The organism is Dokdonella sp. (assembly GCF_044227025.1).
Classification (GTDB): Bacteria; Pseudomonadota; Gammaproteobacteria; order Xanthomonadales; family Rhodanobacteraceae; genus Dokdonella_A.
Window position 1 is genome coordinate 545,197 of the sequence record NZ_JBGAFX010000003.1, and the last position, 13,526, is coordinate 558,722.

The window sequence follows — 13,526 nt, forward strand, 5'->3', positions numbered from 1 at the left end:
TGCACTAAGAGGTGGAACGGTCGGATTTGCGCGTGATTCGCCATGTCGGGGTATGGTATTCGCTCGTGGTTGCCCTGTGCAGCGCGCTGGTCGCGACGCCGGCGCGCGCGCTTGATCCCGACCGCGCGATCAACCAGCTCACGCATGTCTTTTATGAGAACCAGTTGCCGCAGGGCACGGTGCTGTCGATCGCGCAGCGCAAGGACGGTTCGATCTGGCTGGCCACCTACGGTGGCCTGATCCACTACAGCGGCGCCGAGTTCGACACCATCGACCAGCGTGCCGCACCGGCGCTGAAGAGTTCGGCGATCACCGCGGTCGCCGCCGATCGCGACGGCACGCTGTGGGTGGGAACCCTCAACGGCGGGCTTTACCGGTGTCGCGGATACGCCCTTGAACCGGTGGCGCTGCCCGCGGCGATCGAGAGCGTGTTCGGCATCGTGCAGGACCGCGCCGGTTCGCTCTGGCTGACCACCAATGCCGGCGTCGCGCGCATGGATGCGACGGGCGCGCACCTGCTCGGCACCGAAAGCGGATTCCCGCCACGCGGTTTCTATCGCGCGATCGTTGCCGATGGCGTCGGCGGCGTGTGGATCGCGGCGGATGGCGTCGGTGTCGTGCACTGGCGTGACGGGCAGGTCGAGACGCTCGACACGTCGCGCGGATTGCCGACGAATGCCGTGTACAGCCTCGCGATCGATCACGACGGAGGCGTGTGGGCCGGTACGCAGGCCGGGCCCGTCCGATATCGAGACGGGCGCTTCGAACGCGATCCGCGCCTGGCCGCGCTCGATGCGAAACGCGTGTATTCGCTGTTCGGGGACCGTGACGGCAACCTCTGGTTCGCGCCGCTCGGCGTGGGTATCTGCCGCCTGACCGACGTGCGTTTCGATTGCGACAACACGCTCGCGGGGATGGTCGGCGAAACCGTGCGTTCGATGTTCGAGGACATCGAAGGCAACCTCTGGATGGGCACGACGTCGAGCGGCGTGCACCGCTTCAGCAATTCGAAGCTCATCACGGTCACGGGCGCGATGGAATCCAACGCGGTGCGCGCCGTGCACCTGGACCGTGCCGGCGTGTTGTGGATCGGTACCGATGGCGCGGGACTCGCGCGCTACGAAGACCAGGTGCTGGTGCCTGCGGCATCGATCAACCAGGGGCTGCCGAGCCAGCTCGTGCGCGCAATCGAAAGCGATGCGGCCGGCAACCTGTGGGTGGGCGGCACGGAGGGCGTGAGCCGGATCGCGCCCGACGGCTCGTTGCGCAACTTCAACATGAGCGACGGCATGCCCGGCACGATCGTGTTCGCGTTCGCGCCGAGTCGCGATGGCGGCATGTGGGTGGCGACGTTGCAGGGTGTCGCGCGCATAAACGGCGATTCCGTCGAAGTGGTGGAAGGCACGCGCGGAGACGACACGCGCGCCTTGCGCGAAGACGCCGGCGGACGCCTGTGGATCGGTGAACGCAGCGGACTGCGCTGCCTGCGCGACCGAGTGGTCGACCGTTGCGGTACCGACGGCTTGCCGGGCACCAGCGTGTTCGCGTTCCATCCCGATGCTGATGGCGCCATGTGGCTCGGCACGAGCGTCGGTCTCGCGCGCATCCAGGGCACCACGGTCGAGGGCTACACGCAGCGCGCCGGCTTCTATGGCGATGCGGTGTTCGCGATCCTCGATGACGACGAGGGCAACTTCTGGGTCAGTTCGAACCGCGGCATCGCGTGCCTCGCACGCTCCGACCTCGATGCGCTGGGGCACGGAACGGTGGCGCAGGTCGAACCGGTCTGGTACGGCAAGAATGATGGCATGTTGTCCTCGCAGGCAAACGGCGCTTCGCAGACGCCGGCCGGGCGCACGCCGGACGGGCGGCTGTGGTTCGGCACCGCCAACGGTGTCGTCGTCGTCGATCCGAAGCACGCGCATCGGAATGAACTGCGCCCGCAGGTGGCGATGGAACGCGTCTTCGTCGATGGCCGCGAGGCCGACCCGGACCACATCGGTGCGATAGGTCCCGATGTCGAGCGCATCGAACTGCGCTATGCGGCAATGAGCTACGTCGCGCCGGCAGCGGTGAAATACCGCTACCGCATCGTGGGGTTCGACCGCGGCTGGATCGAGGCCGGCAGCAGCCGCGTCGCGTCCTACACCAACCTTCCGCCGGGCGACTACGTGTTCAACGTGATCGCGAGCAACAACGACGGCGTTTGGAACACCGAGGGTGCGACCGTGCGCTTCTCGATCGTCCCGAGCTGGTACGAAAGCTGGTGGTTCCGCATGCTCGCGGTGCTCGGCGCGATCGGCCTGCTCGCGGCGATCTATCGCGTCCGCGTGTGGCGCCTGCACGAACGCGAGCGCGACCTCAAGCGTGAAGTCGCCCAGCGAACCGAAGCGCTGCGCGACGCGAACGAGGCTCTGAAACGCATCGCCTCGATCGACAGCCTGACCCGCATCCCCAATCGCGGCGCCTTCAACCAGCGCCTCGACGACGCCTGGCGTGAACATGTCGCGAGTGGCACGTCACTCGCGGTGCTGCTCTGCGACATCGATGCGTTCAAGGCCTACAACGACACCTACGGCCACCTCGCCGGCGACGCTGCGCTCACCGAAGTCGCCGGTGCATTGACGAAGGCCTTGCGCTCGAAGGGGGATCTCGCCGCGCGCTACGGTGGCGAGGAGTTCGCGGTCCTACTGACCGGTTGCGATGGCCGCGAAGCCGCGGTAGTCGCGCGACGCATCCTTGATGCGGTGCGCTCGCTCGCGATCACGCATGGTGCATCGGATGCCGCGGCGCACGTGACCATCAGCATCGGCGTCGCCGCTGCCATACCGATGTCGTCGGAATCGTCGGAGAAGTTGCTTCGCTCTGCCGATGAAGAGCTGTACCGGGCCAAGGCGCAGGGCCGCGACCGCGTCGTGGGTGGCCCGCAAGTCGGCTGATCGACGCGGGGTTCCGTTCGCAAAATCTTCGATCGCGGATTCGGGCCAGGCGGCAGGCCGCCTGCGAAGCGCGCACGGGCCGTGCGGGCTTGCGTCAGCCTGCAGGCTTGTCAGCGTGCGCCTGCTTCGCCTTCTCGATCGCGTCCTTCACTTCCTTCGGCATGTAGGTCTCGTCGTGCTTGGCGAGCACTTCAGTCGCGACGAAATGGCCGTCCTTGAGCGCGCCGGTGGCGACGATGCTCTGTCCTTCGCGGAAAAGGTCGGGAAGGATGCCGGTATAGCGGACCGGCATCTCCTTGAAGCGGTCGGTGACGATGAAGCTCACATCGAGCGAATCGCTCGCGCGCCGGATGGATTGTTCCAGCACGACGCCGCCAAGGCGGAAGCGCGCGTCGGCGGGCGCGTGGCCGGCGGCGATCTCGCTCGGCGAATACAGGTACGTCATGTTCTGCTGCAGCGCGAGCGCGGTCAGGCCGGCGGCGACACCGACGGCGGCGAGGATCAGCGAAATGGCAATCAGGCGGCGCTTGCGGGTCGGAGTCATGCGGAAGGTCCGTTGTTGCGGGCATCGCGGCGCTTGAGGCGGCCGCGCAGTTCAGCCAGTACGCGGCGGCGGGTCGCGCGCGGCGCGAGCGCTTCGAGCGCGAGCACGATGAAGAACACCGCGTACGAACTCCAGACATAGGCGCCGTAGCCGCCCATCGCGAGGAAATCGTTCATGCGCGCGCCTCCGTGTCGCCGGCGAGCGCGATCGCGCGCACCCAGTCCTTGCCGCCATCGAGTTCGAGCAGGCCGATGCGCGTGCGCGCGAGCACGCTGCCGAAGAACCAAACATGCGTGGCGAGTGCCATAAGCAGCAGCGGCCAGATCATCGAGGCATCGATCTTCGACGGGCCCATCAGGCGCACGGTCGAGCCCTGGTGCAACGTGTTCCACCAGTTGACCGAGAAGTGCACGATCGGCAGGTTGACGATGCCGATCAGGGCGAGGAAGCCGGCCGCGCGTGCGGCCTGGCGGCGGTCCTCGATCGCCGCATGCAAGCCGATCACGCCGAGATAGAGGAACAGCAGCACGAGTTCGGAAGTCAGGCGCGCGTCCCAGGTCCACCAGGTGCCCCACATCGGCTTGCCCCAGATCGACCCGGTGACGAGCGTGATGAAGGTGAAGGCGGCTCCGATCGGCGCGGCCGCCATCGCCAGCACTTCGCTCAGCTTGATGCGCCAGACCAGCGCGATGAACGCGTTCGCGGCCATGAAGAAATACGCGAACAGGCTCATCCATGCACACGGCACGTGGATGAAGATGATCCGATACGCGTCGCCCTGCTGGTAGTCGCGCGGCGCGAGCGCGAGGCCGCCGTAGAGCGCGATGACGGCCAGCACGAAGCCGATGCCGTAGCACCACGGCATGACGCGGCCGGCGAGGCGATAGGCGGTCGGTGGCGAGCCGGTCCTGTGGAACCAGAGGGTGAAGGCGTTCATGAGAGCGAGATTCTAAGCGCAGCGGCGCAGGCGAGGGGTGCCAGCACGAGCGCGAGTACGAGCGCAGCGCCGAGCCAGAGCAGGGGCGCGACGAACGGCAACCCGGCCTGCGCCGCGTTGCAGGCGCCCGCGCCGAAGATCAGCACCGGCACGTACAGCGGCAACACGAGCAGCGCGAGCAGCATGCCGGAGCGGTGCATGCCGACCGTCAATGCGACGCACACCGCGCCGAGCAGGCTCAGCAGCGGCGTCGCCAGCAGCAGCGCCGAGGGCAGCAGCCAGCGCAGCGGTTCGGCCAGGTGCAGCAGTTCGCCGAGCAGCGGCGCGACGAGGATCAGCGGCAGTGCGGTGGTCAGCCAGTGCACCGCGATCTTGCACGCGAGCAGCAGCGACAGCGGATGCGGCGACAGCACGAGTTGTTCGAGCGAACCGTCCTCGTAGTCGCTGCGGAACAGCGTGTCGAGAGCGAGCAGGCCGGCGAGCAGGATCGCGACGAACACGACGCCTGCGGCGATACGCCGCAGCTGTTCCGGCTCCGGTCCGAGTGCCAATGGGAACAGCGCCACCACGATCAACGCGAACAGGATCGGGTTCGCCGCATCGCCGCGGCGGCGCCAGACGAGGGTGAGGTCGCGCCGGATCAGCGCTGCGCACGCCGCGCTGGTCGAGCCCGGCTTCATGCGGCGCCTCGAGCGTCGATTGCGGAGCTTGCGGGGCGCAACGGGATGCGGCGCGGCGTGCCCGACGTGTACGCATACGCGCCATGCGACGTGATCAGTGCGGCACCGCCGCGGTTCGCGTGGTTTTCGAGCAGGCGATTGACGAGCTTGATGCCTTCGAGGTCGAGGTTCGCGTACGGCTCATCGAGCAGCCACAGGCCGACGGGCGCGAGCAGCACGCGTGCGAGCGCGACGCGCTTCTTCTGGCCCGCGGAGAGTTGTCGCACCGGAACATCGGCGTAGCCGTCGAGGCCGACACCCGCGAGTGCGGTCGCCGGCGAGATGCCGCTGCGCACGCCGTGCAGGCCGGCGGCGAAGCGCAGGTTTTCGATCGCGCTGAGCTCCAACTTGAGTCCGCCCTGGTGCGAGAGCAGGGCGACCTGCGGCGACAGTAGCGCGAGGGTCAGCGGCTCGCCGTTGAGGCGGATCTCGCCCGACGTCGGCGCGAGCAGGCCGGACAGCACGCGCAGCAAGGTGGTCTTGCCGGCGCCGTTGTCGCCCTCGATCAGCACGACCTCGCCCGGATGCAGGGCGAAGTCGAGCGGGCCGAACACCGGCTCGTCATTGCGCGCAAATGCGAGCGCGCGCGCTTCGAGCAGGGCGGGGTGGTCGTAGCCAGCGCGCGTGCGGTCAGGAGTGGGCGTCATGCCGCGTGGATGCTAGCGGCAGGCGCGGGGTAATGCCATGCGTCCGATTGCCGCCCTAGGGATGCGCCTGGAAACCGTCGGCGAAGATCACGTCGGATTCGAGTCGTACGATGACGGCATCCGAATCCGAGATCGCCACGCTGTTGTCGACCGCGCTGCCGAGGATGACCGGCTGGAAACCGTCGAACCGGACGCGCTCGAACGAGGTGTAGTAACTCTGCCCGTTGCCACCGGGCGAGAGATACGGATAGCTGCCGCCAATGCCGAAAGTGGTGTCTGGACTGCCGTCGGCGTTCAATCGCGTGACCAGGCCCGCACGCGCCCACAAATTGCCTGCCGGCGCGTCCATGCCGTCGGTGTCGTCGGCGAATCGGCTGATGGTCGTGCTCGAGGTGCCTCCGACCAGGACGATGCGACCATCGCCGCGCAGCGCCGCCGATCGGCAATCCGAACTCGCGGTGTTGCCTATGTAGCGATACGGGCGGCCCGGAATCGAACTGCCGGCGAACGTCAGATCCTGGTTGAGTATGGCGTAGTTGCCGAAGCCATTGGCGGCGATCCTGACCCGCGTCGCGGCGAACTTGCCGCCTGCGCTGCCGACCAGCAGTACCGTCGTCGGATCGACGACGACCGCATCGTTGACCGCGTCGTAGAACGAGTTGCCGGGCCCGGGTTCGTCGATCGGGAATGTCGCCGAACCGGCGAAATTCGCCCATGGCGATCCGTCCGGTGTGAGGATCCGCGCGGCGAAATCGGTGTCCGTCGAGGAAAACACGGACGTGCCCGTGATGAGGTAGTAGCCGTCGACGATGCGCACGATGCGGCTCGCATACGCCCCCTGGCCGCTCACGAAGGTCGCGTCGGTGCCGCGATGCCCACCGCTGCCGTCGCTGATGTCGCCGAAGCTCGAATCGATCGAACCGTCGGTGTTCAGGCGCACGACGCCGAGTCGTTTGTCCGCACCACCGAAATCCAGGTTGCCCGCGACGACGATGCGGCCGTCCGGGTCGGTGAGTACCGACGTGGGTGCCTCGTTGTATCCCGTGCTGCCGGGTTCGAAGCTGAACACCGTGCCGCCGTCACCGGCGAAGCTGGTGTCGTCGCTGCCATCGGCGTTGAAGCGTATGACCCCGAAATCGGCGAGCCCACCCTGGCCGGGCGTCGAGCCGACGACAACGATGCGACCCTGCGCGTCGATCGTCATGTCGGTGACACTCGTCAGCCACGCGTCCTTGAGCACGAAGCCCGACGAGCCGAAACCGCTGGTCACGGCGATGCCATTGCGATTGAGGCGGTACAAGCCGATGCGCTTGCCGGTGCCTCCGTTGGCGCCACCACCGGGTACTTCCATGGCAAGCACGTAGCCGCCATCCGATGTGCGCGCGAACGCGACACCCTTTTCGTCCTGGGTGCCTCCGCCCGGCTGGTACAGGCGATTCCAGCCGCCGTAGGCAAAGCTCGCGTCGACGGCGACATCGGCTTTCGCATGAGCGGATGCAAGCAGGAGGCACAATGCGGTGAACAGGGCGGATCGGATCGACATGACGCGCAACTCCCCAAGGCTTGGGATGGAGTACGCGGTTGCGCGCCCGATCGGGACATTGCGGGCGGGCGTGCGGCAAACCGGCCGGTGACGACCCGCTAGCCTGGACGGGGCTTCGCAGCCGGGCCAGAGCCCCGTCGTGCCTAGCCCATGCTGGCGGCGAGCACGTGGCGCGCGGCCTGCCAGTCGCGCTTGATCGTGCGCTCGTTGAGGCCCTCGAGCTCGGCGATCGCCTCGAACGTGAGGCCGCCGAAGAAGTGAAGCTGTACGACGCGTGCGGCGCGCGCGTCGATGCGCTCCAGTTCCGTCAACGCGCCATCGAGCGCGAGCACTTCGCACGCGATCGACGGTGCATCGGGCACGCGATCGTCGAGCGTCACGAACAGGGCGCCGCCACCGCGCTTTTCGGCGCCGGCACGCCGCGCGTGATCGACCAGCACCTGGCGCATCGCGCGTGCGGCGAGCGCCATGAAGTGGCGACGACTCTCGAGGCGCAGCGAGTCGGCCGCAACGAGCTTCACGTAGGTTTCATGCACGAGCGCGGTCGTCGACAGCGTTTCTCCCGCGCCGCCGAGCTGACGATGGGCGCAGCGGCGCAGTTCGTCGTAGAGCAGCGTGAAGACGCGGCCCTGCGCGGTGTCGTCGCCCTTGCCCGCGGCATCGAGGAGTTCGGTGAGGGTTTCGTCCACTGGGGCGAGCATCGCCGCCGGCCGCGTCCGCGTCAATCGATGCCGGCGCGGGCGGGTGCGGCCTGCGCGAGCCGTCGATCGCACTCGCGAACGGCGGGATGATCCGTGCCGACGAGCGTGACGTAGGCCGTCCTGGCCGCCTCGAAGTGCGACCTGGCGGCGTCCGCATTGCCCGCGCGCTGCTCGGCTTCGGCGAGCGCGAACTCCGCGTTCGACCACAGCATGTTCTTCTGCGGCATGGCTGCGTGGCTGCGTCCGACGGCATCGACGATGCGCGCGTGGCCTGCGTCGTCTCCGAGGTCCATCAGGGATTGACCGAGCGCGATGTCGAGCCCCGCGAGGTCGGCATGGTGCTCTCCGACGACACGCAACACGGCTGGACGGATGCGTTCGAGGATCTCCCGCGCGCGTGCGGGTTCGCCAAGGTCGCGCAGGCTCTTGGCGAACGTGTATTCCGCCCACAGGCGCGCCTGGCTGTCGGCGGGTTCGTGCGTGCCGAACCAGTCGACGAGGCGCTCGTAGGTGGCGATCGATTCCTGCTTGCGGCCTTGCAGCTGCAGCGTGTACGCGAGATTGTTGAGCGCGCGCAGCACTGCCGGATTCATGTCCTCGGGCGTCGATCGCGCGAGTTCGAGCGATCGTCGCAGTGCCGTTTCCGATTCGGCGTAGCGGCCGAAATCGCGCAGCACCCAGCCGCGCACCGACTCGATGCGCGCGTCGTCCGCCGGTTCCGGCGTGGCAGCCAGCGCGCGCTGGCGCGCCGCGCGGTCGAGCGCGGCGAGCGCGAGCGGGTAACGACCGAGCTCGGCATAGGCGGAACCGAGGCGGGTCTCGACGCGGGCGGCCAATGCGGGATCGCCGGCGGCATCGAGGACCGAGCCCGCTCGCTCGAGCAATTTCGTTCCTTCGTCGAAACGCCCCAGCCCCATGTAGCTCAGGCCCATCGTTTCGTAGAGCTCGGCCTGCACACGCGGCTCACCGGCGAGGCCGCTTGCGATCTGCGCCGCGCCACGATCGAGCAATTCGTCCGCGCGTGGCATCGCGCCGCGCGCCTGCGCAGGATCGGGCGCCTGGAACAGGTCGATCATGAAACGCTTGACGCGCTCGGCCGTCGCGGCGCGTTCGAGCGCGACGCGTTCCTGGCGTGCGGCGACGCGCGCTTGCCACACGGCGATGCCCGCACCGCCAAGCACGGCAGCGACGGCAACCGCGGAGAGTGCGACGAGCCAGCGATGGCGACCGACGAAACGACGCAGGCGGTAACCGGAGCTGTCCGCCCGTGCGAGGATCGGCCGGCCGTCGCGCCAGCGGCGCAGGTCGTCGGCGAACGCCTCGATCGTCGCATAGCGGCGTGCCGGGTCCGTGTCGGTCGCGCGCGCGACGATGATGCCCGCATCGCCGACCAGCGTCCGCGCCGCGATCGCGACGGGACCGAGCGCACCGGCGCGCTCGCGTGCGGCGGCGAGGCGCTGGCTCGGGCGCGCCGTCGCGTCGGCGGCTGCGTCCGCCAGTCGCAATCCGGTCAGCAACTCGTGCAGCAGCGCACCCAACTGGAAGATGTCGGTCGCCGTCGTGACCGCGAGACCCTGCAGTTGTTCCGGCGCCGCGTACGCGCGCGAAACGAAACGCGCCGCGGTCGCGGTGGCCAATCCGCCGGTGTCGGCCTCGAGCACGCGCGCGATGCCGAAGTCGAGCAGGCGCGGCGATGCGTCGGCCGCGACGAGGACGTTCGCGGGCTTGATGTCACGGTGCACGACGAGCCGGTGGTGCGCGTGCGCGACCGCTGCGCACAAGGCGAGGACGAGTTCGATGCGCGCGTCCAGGTCGACCGCGGCGCGCGCCGACCAGGTCGACAACGGCTCGCCGTCGATGTATTCCATGACCAGGTAGGGGCGACCGTCGGCGGCGACGCCACCATCGAGCAGTCGCGCGATGGCCGGGTGTGCGAGGCGCGAAAGGATCTGCCGTTCGCGCCGGAAACGCGCGAGCACCGCGTCCGAATCCATGCCGCGCTTGATGCGCTTGAGCGCACCGCCGTGCACGTAACCGTCGCCTTCGCGTTCGACGCGGTAGACCGTGCCCATGCCGCCGCTGCCGACCAGGCCGACGACCGTCCATGCGCCGATGCGCGATCCGGCCGGGACGTCCTCGCCCGCTTCCTCGGCGGCAAGACGGGCGGCGAGCGTGTCGGCGCCATGATCGAGCAGCTGCGCGCCGGACGCGCCGAGCAGGGCGTTCACGTCGTCGGCGAGATCGCCATCGTCGCCCGCGCGCCGCTCGATCCAGGCAGCGCGTGCGGGTTCGTCGATGTCGAGCGCTTCGCGCAGCAGATCGAACGCCCGCCGTCGCCGTTCGATCGATGCGGCGGAGTTTTCGATCACTGCGTTTCCAGTGGCGTCAGGCGTTCGCGCACGAGCGCGTCCGCCCGGTCGAGCGGGATCTCGTCGAGGCGTTCGCGGCCCGTCGTGAGCTCGCGCAGGAGCGTGTCCTGGATCGCCCCGCGCGCGAACGCCTGCGCGTACGGCATGCGCGTGAACGTGACCATCGAGTAGCGCGGCACGAAGCGGCCCGGATGGCGCTCGGCGAGCAATCGGCCGAGTTCACGCCGCAGCAGGAAGCCGGCGTCGGCGACCGAGTCGCGCATCTCGACGTAGTTCTCGAGCGCCATCTTCGCGATCGCCTCCGCATTCGGGCGGCGCCGGCGCTCGAACTCGGCGAATGTCCAGGCGATATCGTCGCGGTGCGCGTCGAGCAGTTCGGCCAGTTCGACCGCGTCCTCGAAGCCGCAGTTCATGCCCTGGCCGTGGAACGGCACGATCGCGTGGGCGGCGTCCCCAACGAGCAATGCGTGGCCGCCGAGGTGCCAGCGATCGAGGTAAAGGGTCGCGAGCACGCCGACCGGGTTCTCGCCGAAGTCCTTTTCGAGCTCGGGGATCAGCGGCACCGCATCGGCGAAGTCGTGCTCGAACAGCGCGCGCGCAGCGGCAGGGGTCGCGACCGTCGCGAAGCTCGGGTCACCGGCATTCGGCAGGAACAGGGTGACCGTGAAGCTGCCCTCCGCGTTCGGCAGCGCGATGCACATGTAATGGCCGCGTGGCCAGATATGCAGCGCGTTGGGTTCGAGCGCGAAGCGTTCACCGCGCGCGAGTGCTGCGGCCGCCGCGGACGGCAGCGAAGAGGCGGGGAAGTCCGGCAGTGCGGGCACTTCGAGCTCCTTGTAACCGTGCCCGAGCTGCTCGACGCGTTCGCCGAGGGGATGCCGCGCATTCATCGCCGCACGCAGCGCCGAGCCGGCGCCGTCGGCGCCGATCGCGAATGCGCATCCGTGTTCGTGCGCGGTGTCGGCGCCGTCGTCGTGGAACTGCATCGTCACGCCGTTGCCGAATGCGGCCGATAGCAGCCGGCGACCGAAATGGAAGCGCGCGCCCGCGCGCTCCGCTGCATCGATCAATGCGATGTTGAGGCGACCGCGGCTGATCGACCAGATTACTTCGCTGTCGTCGCGGCCGTAGCGCAGCAGTTCGGTGTGGCCGTCGCGGTGATGCACCATGCGCCCGCGCATCATGACCGCAAGCCGCATGATCTCTTCGGTGAGGCCGGCGAGGCGCAGGCCGTGAAGGCCGCGCTCGGCGAGCGCGAGGTTGATCGAGCGGCCGCCGGCATAGCCCGCCTCGCGCGGATCGGGCCGACGCTCGAACACATCGACCGCGAAGCCGCGTTGCGCGAGCAGGGTGGCAAGCAGGGCGCCGACGAGGCCGCCGCCGACGATCGTGATGCCAGGTTCGCCTTCACCCATCGTGGTGGTGCCGTTCGTGTGTGCGGAAGGCGAAACGTGCGCGATCGGCGGGTGCTTGGCAAGTCCTGGCACGGTAGGGCCTTGAACCTGCCGAAGCCGACCCAAGGAAGAGGCCTGCCGTGCGTGCGTTGTGAAGAGGTAGCGTGCTGGACATGTACCGGACCCGGCGGGGTGCGGACACGCGCGTCGCGCGGTACATTGCCGCTTTGGGGAAGCGGCGCCATGCCGGTTGCACCGACCGACGTGCGGTATTCCGTGCGGGGATGATCGATATGCGCATCAGTTTCGAACTCGAACCTGCCGACATCGAGCGTTTCCACGCCGCGCTCGCGCGTGCGCGCCGTGCGGCCGCATGTGCCGACGAGTTCGAGGTGATCGAGGCGGCAAAGTACGCGCTCGATCACCTGAATACCGCCGACGTGCCGACCTTCGTGCGCAAGCGCGTGGTCGAGGTGCAGAAGCTGATCGTCATGCTCGAGGACGAGGCGTGGGCGCTGTCCGGCGCCGAGCGCTGCGACATCGTCGAGACCTTGGTCTATTTCAGCGACCCGGACGACTTGATCCCGGACCATGTCGAAGTGATCGGCCTGCTCGACGACGCGATCCTGCTCGAACTGTTGTTGCAGCGCATGCGCCACGTACGCAAGGCGTACGCGGAATTCTGCGGGTTCCGCGCCGCGCTCGCGACCGACCTGCGTGATGCAACCGAGCGATGCGCCCACGCACGCGACCTGGCGGCGCTGCGCACGCAACTGCAGGCGCGCATGCGGCGCGGACGCCAGCGCACCCCGGCGAGTGCGTAACGGAGCTGGGGGGCGGCGGCGCAGGCTTTGCGGGCGCTTCGACTTCTCTCGCCATCGCCCGCTGCGTTCGACGCGAACGGGTGGGTGATCCGCGACGCGCATTTTCCGTTCGCCCTGGGCGCATGCGGGTTTCGCCGGCTTCAGCGCGCGCGGCGCGTGGCGATCACTACGAAGCTGTTGAATGGCGTGTTGCCCCACAGCGGTCGCACGTCGGCGTCGAGGCCGGCGGCGCGCAGCGGCCCTTCGATTTCCTCGCGCAGTGGATAGTGGCGTGCGGGGCTGCGCATCCAGCGCATCGCGTGCAGGAAAAACTCCTCGATCACGGTCGCGCGGAAGCGCCAGCCGCGATCGCGCAGCACGCTGCGCACGATCAGGCACGCGCCCGGCGCGACGCGCGCGGCGGCTTCGCGCAGCAGGACCTGTTGCTCGTCGCGTTCGAGATAGTGCAGCACGTCGATGAGGGCGACGTGGCCGGCGAACGGCGGCAGCGATTGCGCGCGGTTGTCCTCGAAATGGAAGCGCTCATACGCCGGCAGCGCGGTGCGCGCGGCGCTGATCTTGTTCGGGTCGAAATCGAGTCCAAGGTAGTCACCGCGGAATCCGCGCTCGCGCAGGTAGCAACCGAGCAGGCCAAGTCCGCAGCCGATGTCGAGCAGCGGGGTGTCGCTGTCGCCGAATGCGGCGGCCGCGGCGGCATAGACCGGGTCCATGCGCAGCTTCGCGCGTGCGTAGTCGCGGTGCCATGGCTTGCGGAAACGGCGGGCGATGCGGCGGGCGATGTCACGGGCGTCGTCGGTCATCACGCAGCCATCGGAGCGGGCATCGCAGGGTAGCCGGGAGAACGGGGCGCGGGAAGGGAGGCTGTGCTAGCGTCGCGGACGGGATGTCGCGATCGTCCGGGGTACGTGG

The 13,526-nt window shown here is 68.7% G+C and carries 12 protein-coding genes; 2 read left to right on the forward strand and 10 right to left on the reverse strand.

The window, feature by feature from the left end; all coding sequences use genetic code 11:
* Window positions 1–32 precede the first annotated feature (32 nt).
* Window positions 33–2,939, forward strand: a complete 2,907-nt coding sequence (locus ACILRJ_RS10160) for a two-component regulator propeller domain-containing protein (protein ID WP_395682991.1) — start codon at window positions 33–35, stop codon at window positions 2,937–2,939.
* A 94-nt stretch (window positions 2,940–3,033) separates the two neighbouring features.
* Here the strand turns inward: ACILRJ_RS10160 and ccmE are convergent, their stop codons facing one another.
* From ccmE to ACILRJ_RS10205, 9 genes are all read right to left on the reverse strand, one after another.
* Entirely contained in the window at window positions 3,034–3,483 is a 450-nt protein-coding gene (gene ccmE, locus ACILRJ_RS10165; protein WP_395682993.1) for a cytochrome c maturation protein CcmE, read from the reverse strand.
* The gene (gene ccmD, locus ACILRJ_RS10170; RefSeq protein ID WP_395682995.1) at window positions 3,480–3,659 is read right to left on the reverse strand and encodes a heme exporter protein CcmD; all 180 of its coding nucleotides are present in this window, start codon (window positions 3,657–3,659) and stop codon (window positions 3,480–3,482) included. The genes ccmE and ccmD overlap by 4 nt, the downstream gene beginning before the upstream one ends.
* On the reverse strand, window positions 3,656–4,420 hold the full coding sequence (locus ACILRJ_RS10175; protein WP_395682997.1) for a heme ABC transporter permease: 765 nt from the start codon (window positions 4,418–4,420) through the stop codon (window positions 3,656–3,658). The genes ccmD and ACILRJ_RS10175 overlap by 4 nt, the downstream gene beginning before the upstream one ends.
* A complete protein-coding gene (gene ccmB / locus ACILRJ_RS10180; RefSeq protein ID WP_395682999.1) occupies window positions 4,417–5,100 on the reverse strand; it encodes a heme exporter protein CcmB in 684 nt (227 codons plus the stop codon). Before ccmB ends, ACILRJ_RS10175 begins: the two co-directional genes overlap by 4 nt.
* Window positions 5,097–5,786 carry a heme ABC exporter ATP-binding protein CcmA gene (gene ccmA, locus ACILRJ_RS10185; protein WP_395683001.1) on the reverse strand — a complete coding sequence of 230 codons (690 nt, stop codon included), beginning with the start codon at window positions 5,784–5,786 and terminating at the stop codon, window positions 5,097–5,099. The genes ccmB and ccmA overlap by 4 nt, the downstream gene beginning before the upstream one ends.
* A 55-nt stretch (window positions 5,787–5,841) precedes the next feature.
* Window positions 5,842–7,329 carry a hypothetical protein gene (locus ACILRJ_RS10190; protein WP_395683003.1) on the reverse strand — a complete coding sequence of 496 codons (1,488 nt, stop codon included), beginning with the start codon at window positions 7,327–7,329 and terminating at the stop codon, window positions 5,842–5,844.
* Between the two features lie 143 nt (window positions 7,330–7,472).
* Window positions 7,473–8,018 (reverse strand): ECF-type sigma factor, encoded by a 546-nt coding sequence (locus ACILRJ_RS10195; protein ID WP_395683005.1) that lies wholly within the window; start codon window positions 8,016–8,018, stop codon window positions 7,473–7,475.
* 32 nt (window positions 8,019–8,050) lie between these two features.
* Window positions 8,051–10,399 (reverse strand): protein kinase domain-containing protein, encoded by a 2,349-nt coding sequence (locus ACILRJ_RS10200; protein ID WP_395683007.1) that lies wholly within the window; start codon window positions 10,397–10,399, stop codon window positions 8,051–8,053.
* Complete coding sequence (locus tag ACILRJ_RS10205) at window positions 10,396–11,814, reverse strand: FAD-dependent oxidoreductase (protein WP_395683087.1); 1,419 nt, start codon at window positions 11,812–11,814, stop codon at window positions 10,396–10,398. Before ACILRJ_RS10205 ends, ACILRJ_RS10200 begins: the two co-directional genes overlap by 4 nt.
* A 272-nt stretch (window positions 11,815–12,086) precedes the next feature.
* Between ACILRJ_RS10205 and ACILRJ_RS10210 the strand changes: the two genes are divergently transcribed.
* A complete protein-coding gene (locus tag ACILRJ_RS10210; RefSeq protein ID WP_395683009.1) occupies window positions 12,087–12,617 on the forward strand; it encodes a DUF1232 domain-containing protein in 531 nt (176 codons plus the stop codon).
* A 140-nt stretch (window positions 12,618–12,757) separates the two neighbouring features.
* Here the strand turns inward: ACILRJ_RS10210 and ACILRJ_RS10215 are convergent, their stop codons facing one another.
* Window positions 12,758–13,417, reverse strand: coding sequence for a class I SAM-dependent methyltransferase (locus tag ACILRJ_RS10215; protein ID WP_395683010.1), 660 nt, complete (start codon window positions 13,415–13,417; stop codon window positions 12,758–12,760).
* Between the last annotated feature and the right edge of the window lie 109 nt (window positions 13,418–13,526).

What these genes read in the sequence shown, in the direction of transcription:
- ACILRJ_RS10175 (WP_395682997.1), bottom strand. Translation starts at nt 4,420, where the DNA reads ATGAACGCCTTCACCCTCTGGTTCCACAGGACCGGCTCGCCACCGACC.
- ACILRJ_RS10215 (WP_395683010.1), bottom strand. Translation starts at nt 13,417, where the DNA reads ATGACCGACGACGCCCGTGACATCGCCCGCCGCATCGCCCGCCGTTTC.
- ccmB (WP_395682999.1), bottom strand. Translation starts at nt 5,100, where the DNA reads ATGAAGCCGGGCTCGACCAGCGCGGCGTGCGCAGCGCTGATCCGGCGC.
- ccmE (WP_395682993.1), bottom strand. Translation starts at nt 3,483, where the DNA reads ATGACTCCGACCCGCAAGCGCCGCCTGATTGCCATTTCGCTGATCCTC.
- ccmD (WP_395682995.1), bottom strand. Translation starts at nt 3,659, where the DNA reads ATGAACGATTTCCTCGCGATGGGCGGCTACGGCGCCTATGTCTGGAGT.
- ACILRJ_RS10205 (WP_395683087.1), bottom strand. Translation starts at nt 11,814, where the DNA reads ATGGGTGAAGGCGAACCTGGCATCACGATCGTCGGCGGCGGCCTCGTC.
- ccmA (WP_395683001.1), bottom strand. Translation starts at nt 5,786, where the DNA reads ATGACGCCCACTCCTGACCGCACGCGCGCTGGCTACGACCACCCCGCC.
- ACILRJ_RS10190 (WP_395683003.1), bottom strand. Translation starts at nt 7,329, where the DNA reads ATGTCGATCCGATCCGCCCTGTTCACCGCATTGTGCCTCCTGCTTGCA.
- ACILRJ_RS10210 (WP_395683009.1), top strand. Translation starts at nt 12,087, where the DNA reads ATGCGCATCAGTTTCGAACTCGAACCTGCCGACATCGAGCGTTTCCAC.